We start from the raw sequence: 5,815 nt of genomic DNA on the forward strand, positions 1-5,815 counted from the left end.
CCTCTAAGGTGAACATTGGTTGTGCTTGCTCGACAGGAACGGGGGCTGCTTGTTCCTGTTCCCGTTCTACGAGAACGACCCCCGTTCTTGCCTTTTCTAAAGCGATTTTAGCCCCATCTTTGAGTGACTTTTTCTTATTGCGTATTTCATTTTTCATGTGCATTAAAACATCAATATCACGTTTTAAAAAAGCTCGGCTTTCTTGTTCGCCTTTAGTGAACACGTACTCGTTCTCTTCCAATTCTAAGCACCATTTTCTTAATGTGCTTGTACCTATGTCAAGTTGCTCAGCTACTTCGTGATTCCAATATGCACGTTCGTTTTCTGACACGTTCTTCACCTCGTTCGCTCTCGCTTTTCTAGGTGTAATTCAATATTTATTAACGATTACCTGCTTTTAATTCTGCTTCTAATTGCATTAGCTCTTCCTTTATTTTTTCCTTTTCGGCTTCAAAATCATTGTTCACTGAAAGATCTTTTGCTACCGCATTTTCATCATTCGTTTGTAGCCACTTTGGAACCATTTCTTCACGTACATTACGTATTACACGTTTCCTTTTAGTTTGCTTCGGTTTCCAATGTTTAAGACGGTATTCTAATAGTGATTTATATTGCTTATCCGTATCAACGATTACAGTGTCGTTAAGCATTTCATTTTTTACTTCGTCGAAAGGTACATTGTTATACTTCTCTCGTAATTTATCATCAATAAAATCACGCGGACTACTACTAATTTTTTTATTTATTAATTTTTCATTTGTTTCTTTTTTATTTATAGGTGTACGTTCTGTGTTGTACACACTGTGTTGTACAGAACGTACATCAGAAGAAATTTGCTTATTTTGTGTCTGATGTACGTTCTGTACATCAGACATTTTTTCAGTGATTTCAAGTGGCGAATGTTGCATCACGCTTAACGTCATGACGTTTTTACCTTGCGATTGTAAGAGATTTATTTGTTCAATGACCAGTAATTCGAAATTAGCTTGTGAAATCGGAATATCTGACACGGCGTAAAAATAATCTTTTTTTCCGTCAACATATGCGCTAAAGCCGACAGCGTATTGTTTAATAGCTAATTCTTTCCAAGCAGCGTCTACATTTCTACGAGAAAATTTGTTTTGTAACTGGGTCTTCCTAATCGTCCAACCTTCACCTAAGCTCATAATGTGACTTAATAGACCGATAGACCGCAAGTCCTCCAGGTCCGTTTGTAAGGGCGCGTTATGTATCTGAGCATATTGTGTTGTTTTTATTGTTTTTATAATTCCATTCATTTCTAAATTCCTCCAACGATTGATTTTTTGTTGGAGTACTTGCTATAATATACGTAACCAAATAAACGTACTATTGTAACAAGTACACCCAAGAGAACGGAGGCCTCAATCTCCGTTCTTTTTTTATTATATCATGTCCTATTGATGAAAATAGGAGTGGGTATAAAATCGGAATTTTACTAGAGACATTGATTAATTTGCAGACAGTTTTAGTTAACAGTTGAATATAAATATTCAAAATATCTGTCCGAAATCGAACGCAACTTTCTGATTGAAACATAATCGGCAAAATGGCCTTCCAGATCGCCTTATATGACGTTTTTAATGATAATGTAATAGTTTTATATTCCAGTACATTAAAAATCAAATACAGGCGACTTTCTTGCGTTTGCTGTATTACCTCGTGTTTCAGAAGACCCTTAAATAAAAAGACCGTCATTTATGACAGTCATATGATTACGATTCATCATCGTCCAATCCACTTAATTCTCGTAAAGTATCTGTCATCATATCCATTAGCATTGTGAAAGCTAACATTTGCTGTTGTGTTTCATTAAGAAACTTTTCCAGTCGGTCTTCCCTCCCAAGTGCTTCCCGATGATGTGCGTATCCAATTAAATATCTGTTTAAGAATTCATTGCGAGACATGTTCAATGCCTTCGCTTTTTCATCAATTGCTTTGACGTATTCTTTACCAATATTGCGAATAATAATATCCAAAAAACCAACTCCTTTTTTAAAAAAATAGTAACTGGAAATTAATTCGTTATTTTTTCGGAAGGAAGAGCATAAGGGGTTTTTGCTATCACATACTGTGCTAGGCTAGGCAGAGCCTAGCTTAACCGTGATACCACGATTTTTTCCAGTGGGTACACTGAAAACGTTTACAATGCCCCCTCAATCTCCTAAAAATGTTCCATTTTTTCAACTATTTAGGTGGTTAAGTCCCCTCGTGGGCACCTGCTGTCGATATGCTTTTTTCATTTTTCATGAAATGTTTACGAGTTTTTGTGGTGATTCTTGGTGGATTTCTTGTTGCGGTTCTTGGTGAAGGTTTTGAAATTGTTGTACTGCTTCTTTGATATTTTTAACGCCTAATTTTTTGCAGATGTCTTTGCGTTGTTGTGAAATTGTGCTCCGTTCTTTGAACAACCATTCTGCCATTTTTGAAGACGAAAGTCCATCAAGTGCGAGTTCAAAAACTTCTTTTTCTGAGCGAGTAAATTGACTCATAAACAATTTTTCTTTTAGTGTTTTACATTCCTCTTCGACTTGTTTCAAACGTGCTACCTCGTCAAAAAGTTCACTAGCCATGCCTAAAACATTTTCGATCCCCATTAACAATTTTTCAGCTTTTTCCATTTGAATCAGCTCCCATATGTTAAAATGAATGGAATAAACAATTCATTTAATGACACGTTAAACGAGTCATATTGTTAACATAAATATAGCATCTTACATAATAAAAGGTCAATAAAATATTGAATTCTTTTGAGAAGGAGGTCAATTTTGGAGAACGTAAAATTGCAATGTCATCTAAAAAAATATTTAGAAGAGCAAGACATTTCTGTAAGGAAATTATCTGAAGAAATCAATGAAAGACGCGATACAATAAACGATTTGGCGAACAACCGTGATATGAATAACAGACGAATACCAGCCAGTTTACTAGCTAAATTGATGATGTATTTTAATGTAACGTTGGACGATTTGTTTACGCTAATTGAAAATAACGATAAAGAAAGCTGAGTACATTAGTGCTCAGCTTTCTAATCAATAAAAAGTGCTATGTATATGTTTATATATTTCTTTCTAGTTAACATAAAACAGCTTATCGGAAATAAAAAGCCCTAAGAAAGCAAATTTTCTAGGAAACGGTATAAATAAAAACCATTCTTTTAAAGAATGGTTTTTATTTTGGATATTAATTGAAATTATATGGAATAAATAGTAAGATAAGTGTGTGACAGTAAAGTGTAACTATAACATTTTAATGTAAAGGAGGTTTATATGAATATATACACAGCAAACGAGTTAACTGAAATGCTTCAAGAGTACGATCCTACTCTTAAATTACGCACAATTCGTTACTATACACAGTTAAGTTTACTCCCTCCCTTAGAGCTTGTTGGAAACAAGCGTGTCTATACAGATAAACATTTAATATATGGTAAAGCCATTCTTACACTTACAAGAACTGGAGAGACGTTAGGCAATATTCATAATGTATTAAAAGATCTTTCCTTTGAAGATATTGAACGTGTAGCTCATCAATTAGAGTTTATCAACTCTGAGAATGTCCTTCATCAAGAAACTCATCTAATAAATAACAGTGTAGCTATAACGTTGGATACAAACCTTTCTCCATCTATGAAACAAAAGGTTATTCAATCAGTTTCACAACTCTTTCCCAATGGAGACAATCATAATGGAAATTAAGTTAGCAAAAGAAAAAATGGAGAATGAAGAAGGGCTTAACTATGTACTACTTCATCTCCAATGGAATGAAAGGAAATATGTTCATAAAATTGAAATACATCATTCTCCTTATTGTTCTAAAGGCTTCAATTTTAATCAACTAAAGGAGAATGAGGAGGGAGATTTAATAGTAAATCGTTTAATTCAAAAGGAATCTATTCTTTTTGAATTAAACACGGAAACATTTAATCCAGAATTAGTAGAAACTTTATCTGTTTCTGTTCACTTTGAGGGAAGTGATCGAATTAAAAAATCTATACAGCAATCAATAGATATTCCCCTAGTTGATGAGAACGAAGTATATGAAATACCTCTTAATAAAGAGGTAACAAACCTTGTAAATGAATTAGTAAGGAAAGATGATTTAAAGTTAAGTACAGGAGGACAAAGAATGAACTTAATCCCATATGTAGTGGAGCAAACAAGCCGTGGCGAACGATCTTATGATATTTACTCTCGTTTACTCAAAGATAGAATTATTATGTTAACAGGTGAAATCACTGATCAAGTCGCCAATAGTGTTATATCTCAATTATTATTCCTTGATGCAGATGACCCTGAAAAAGATATTAGTATTTATATAAATTCTCCAGGGGGATCTATCACCGCAGGAATGGCTATTTACGATACAATGCAACACATAAGAGCAGATGTCAGCACACTGTGTATAGGACTAGCAGCTTCTATGGGAGCTTTTTTATTAGCTGGTGGTGTTAAAGGAAAACGTTTTGCACTCGGTAATAGTGAAATTATGATTCATCAACCATTAGGTGGTGCCAGAGGACAGGCTTCTGATATCGAAATTAGTGCAAAAAGAATTTTGCGTATGAGAGAACACCTTAATGGAATATTAGCCGAACGAACAGGAAAAAGTGTAGAAGAAATTTCTAACGATACGGACCGAGATAATTTTATGCAAGCACAGGAAGCAGTAGATTACGGTCTTATTGATCGTATCTTAATTAAGCAACCTTAATTAAGGGGGAAAAACGATGAGTGAAGAAAATAGATTATATTCTGTCGAAGTTTTAGATCCAAAGCGTAATGTTACGTACTATAGACAGTATGACGCTTTAACAATTGAAGAAGCTAAACAAAAAGCAAAAGCAGAGTTTATAGACGGTACAATTACATCTGTTTTCCTTTTAAAAAATGATGAAGAAACACAATAACTGTTTAGTTCCTTCCAACTTATTAATATAGGTAAATGAAAGAGAACCCTGAATATAATTCAGGGTCTTTTTTTATCTTATCGATGTATGCTATATACAAATCCAGTTAACATAATCACTCTTTCCGGAAGACATCAAAAAAACGAGTCCTTGATACACAAGGGCTCGTTCGCTTTTCAAATTTATCGTTTATACATGATTTTATACATCGTTGATTTGCCAACGTTTTCGCCCGTTTTCAAATAACAGTTCTTGCATGAAAAGAAGCCTTTTTATGCATATGCTTCTTATGAGACCCCGACTCGCTCATTAAATAGGAGAAGGAGTAGAAGATAAAAAGTTATTGATAGCTACATAATTACTAACGTAATTTATAGTATCTACCAATAACAATCTTGAAAATTATATCCTGCTTAAGCTTATCTTTAAGAAACCTTTGTAGTTGCCTATATAACGGGCATAAAGAGGAAATATTATATGCTATATACCATGATACAAAAAAAGATACACCTTGAAGGTGTCATTTTTTAATAAAACTTCTTCTTTGTATTATGAAATAATTTATTATGTGTTGTTGATAATACTTCATTGAGGTTGATCCGGATGTATTAAATTAGGTTGCACTAAAGATCGCTAAAAAATTAGGATTTCCAAAACTCCCACCATTTTTTTTTACTTACCTCTTGAGAGGCAGCTATCATTTTTTTTACATCCTGTAATTCACGCATGACACCCATTAGCGCTTTATCTCGTTCGTTCTCACGCGCTTTAACTTGTTCCTCTAGCTCTTCACGTACAATGTTCCGCATGTCCTCTAAGGTGAACATTGGTTGTGCTTGCTCGACAGGAACGGGGGCTGCTTGTTCCTGTTCCCGTTCTACGAGAACG

The 5,815-nt window shown here is 34.3% G+C and carries 9 protein-coding genes; 4 read left to right on the forward strand and 5 right to left on the reverse strand.

Annotation, left to right across the window (positions count from 1 at the left end; translation table 11 throughout):
* The 4 genes from ACFX4R_RS29320 to ACFX4R_RS29335 all read right to left on the reverse strand — a co-directional run.
* On the reverse strand, positions 1-331 hold a 331-nt coding region (locus ACFX4R_RS29320; protein ID WP_377571727.1), incomplete at its 3' end, for a hypothetical protein.
* Between the two features lie 49 nt (positions 332-380).
* Positions 381-1,277: a replication protein gene (locus ACFX4R_RS29325; protein WP_377571729.1), complete on the reverse strand. Its 897-nt coding sequence runs from the start codon at positions 1,275-1,277 to the stop codon at positions 381-383.
* Between the two features lie 456 nt (positions 1,278-1,733).
* Positions 1,734-1,997 carry a ribbon-helix-helix protein, CopG family gene (locus ACFX4R_RS29330; RefSeq protein ID WP_012209751.1) on the reverse strand — a complete coding sequence of 88 codons (264 nt, stop codon included), beginning with the start codon at positions 1,995-1,997 and terminating at the stop codon, positions 1,734-1,736.
* Between the two features lie 267 nt (positions 1,998-2,264).
* A complete protein-coding gene (locus ACFX4R_RS29335) occupies positions 2,265-2,639 on the reverse strand; it encodes a helix-turn-helix transcriptional regulator (RefSeq protein ID WP_263033444.1) in 375 nt (124 codons plus the stop codon).
* A 162-nt stretch (positions 2,640-2,801) separates the two neighbouring features.
* On the opposite strand from ACFX4R_RS29335, the gene ACFX4R_RS29340 reads away from it, so the two are divergent.
* The 4 genes from ACFX4R_RS29340 (at position 2,802) to ACFX4R_RS29355 (ending at position 4,927) form a co-directional block, all read left to right on the forward strand.
* Complete coding sequence (locus tag ACFX4R_RS29340) at positions 2,802-3,026, forward strand: helix-turn-helix domain-containing protein (RefSeq protein WP_182030891.1); 225 nt, start codon at positions 2,802-2,804, stop codon at positions 3,024-3,026.
* A gap of 261 nt (positions 3,027-3,287) precedes the next feature.
* The gene (locus ACFX4R_RS29345; protein WP_239429369.1) at positions 3,288-3,716 is read left to right on the forward strand and encodes a MerR family transcriptional regulator; all 429 of its coding nucleotides are present in this window, start codon (positions 3,288-3,290) and stop codon (positions 3,714-3,716) included.
* A 430-nt stretch (positions 3,717-4,146) separates the two neighbouring features.
* Entirely contained in the window at positions 4,147-4,731 is a 585-nt protein-coding gene (gene clpP, locus ACFX4R_RS29350) for an ATP-dependent Clp endopeptidase proteolytic subunit ClpP (RefSeq protein WP_138117586.1), read from the forward strand.
* Between the two features lie 16 nt (positions 4,732-4,747).
* Positions 4,748-4,927, forward strand: coding sequence for a hypothetical protein (locus ACFX4R_RS29355; protein WP_377571733.1), 180 nt, complete (start codon positions 4,748-4,750; stop codon positions 4,925-4,927).
* Positions 4,928-5,568: 641 nt separating this feature from the next.
* Here the strand turns inward: ACFX4R_RS29355 and ACFX4R_RS29360 are convergent.
* On the reverse strand, positions 5,569-5,815 hold a 247-nt coding region (locus tag ACFX4R_RS29360; protein ID WP_377571735.1), incomplete at its 5' end, for a DUF3967 domain-containing protein.

Source organism: Priestia sp. YIM B13490 (assembly GCF_042787735.1).
Lineage (GTDB): Bacteria > Bacillota > Bacilli > Bacillales > Bacillaceae_H > Priestia > Priestia megaterium.

Excerpts from the sequence above, each read along its gene's own strand:
- ACFX4R_RS29325 (WP_377571729.1), bottom strand. The coding sequence starts at position 1,277 with ATGAATGGAATTATAAAAACAATAAAAACAACACAATATGCTCAGATA.
- ACFX4R_RS29335 (WP_263033444.1), bottom strand. The coding sequence starts at position 2,639 with ATGGAAAAAGCTGAAAAATTGTTAATGGGGATCGAAAATGTTTTAGGC.
- ACFX4R_RS29345 (WP_239429369.1), top strand. The coding sequence starts at position 3,288 with ATGAATATATACACAGCAAACGAGTTAACTGAAATGCTTCAAGAGTAC.
- clpP (WP_138117586.1), top strand. The coding sequence starts at position 4,147 with ATGAACTTAATCCCATATGTAGTGGAGCAAACAAGCCGTGGCGAACGA.
- ACFX4R_RS29355 (WP_377571733.1), top strand. The coding sequence starts at position 4,748 with ATGAGTGAAGAAAATAGATTATATTCTGTCGAAGTTTTAGATCCAAAG.